The following is a 1,463-nucleotide window of genomic DNA, read 5'->3' on the forward strand; positions in this document are numbered from 1 at the left end:
TGAAAAAGCTATGTGTTTCACCATTCTTTGTATATATTTCTAATTAGATGTATACTAAATATGATTTCTTTTGTGAAAATTTTTAGGTGTTTTTCAAGTCAGGTTATGGTCGTTATTTAATCTATTGTATGTATCTGCAGTGAGGCTCTTATGTTAATCATAAGAGCCTGTTTGCATGTTCAATTTGTTTTTATGTACAATAAGAAAAAAGAGATCTTATCAGACAGGGAGAGGAAGCCCATGTCCAATCAAAAGTTGGTCAATTTACGTATTGATTTTGCCTTTAAACAATTATTCGGGACATCCGGAAGCGAAGATATTTTGTTAACATTTCTAAATGCAATGTTAGCTGATTCATTGGAATCGCCCATTCAATCCCTTCAATTCGAAGATCCACATTTACATCGAGAGCATGAAGAGGATAAATTATCGATTCTAGACGTATCGGCTACATTAGACACTGGAACCAAAATTAACATTGAAATCCAGTTGAATAATAATCATGACCTTTTAAAGCGTTCCCTATATTATTGGAGCAAGCTCTATGCATCTCAATTAAAAAAGGGAATGCCCTACAGCTCATTGCATAAAACCATTACAATCAACTTATTGAACTTTGTCATGTTTAAAGACTATGAAGCATTTCATACGACGGGGAAACTGTGGAATATGCAACAGCAGCAACTCTTAAGTGATGATATCGAAATTCATGTCGTGGAAATTCCAAAATTGCTACAGCAGTGGCGAGAGGAAAAAGTAAATCCATGGGAAGATTCTTTTGTTCGGTGGTTATTACTATTACCAGCCAATGAAGATGAGCATTTAACACATACTCTGGAGGCGATTGCGATGAATCAGGATCCAATTTTACAAAAGGCAATGGATAAATGGGAGCATATGAGCCAAGATGCTTCGTTCCGTCAAGCATACGAAGCACGCGAAAAGATATTGATGGATGAAGCAGCAGGTATTGCACATGCGTTAAATAAAGGGCGAGAAGAAGGTATGAAAAAAGGACTTGAACAAGGCGTTCAACAGGGAAAACGTCAAATGATTCTCGGTATGCATCGTTTACAAGTCTCAATAGAAACCATTGCACAAGCCAGTGAACTCACGATTGAAGAAGTAAAGAAAATCATAGAGCAGGCATAAAAGAGGCGGTCCAAAGACCGCCTCTTTTTACGAAAAAACACAACAAAGACAGTTATGCCAGACTGTCTTTGTTGTGTTTGTGATTTTGCAAGTGTTTGTACGTATATATCATATCAAAATAGCTTCTACCATACAAAAGAAAAGTCTATATGTATAGAGTGTGTTGTGGGAACACTCCTCAAAAAAAGATACAGCCACGATAATCCGTGACTGTATCTTTTCTCTGCGTAAACTCACTATATCTAGCAACTACCCCTTACAAATTGCTCTTCATTTCACAGTATACCTTAACTTGTGGTGAAAATACATAT

At 36.4% G+C, this 1,463-nt stretch carries 1 protein-coding gene; it reads left to right on the top strand.

Annotated elements, in window-relative coordinates; all coding sequences use genetic code 11:
• Nucleotides 1–240: 240 nt before the first annotated feature.
• On the top strand, nucleotides 241–1,152 hold the full coding sequence (locus ACQGS6_RS28385) for an Rpn family recombination-promoting nuclease/putative transposase (protein ID WP_086422469.1): 912 nt from the start codon (nucleotides 241–243) through the stop codon (nucleotides 1,150–1,152).
• Nucleotides 1,153–1,463 lie beyond the last annotated feature (311 nt).

The sequence above is a fragment of the Bacillus sp. GMs2/2 genome, from assembly GCF_050172095.1.
Classification (GTDB): Bacteria; Bacillota; Bacilli; order Bacillales; family Bacillaceae_G; genus Bacillus_A; species Bacillus_A cereus.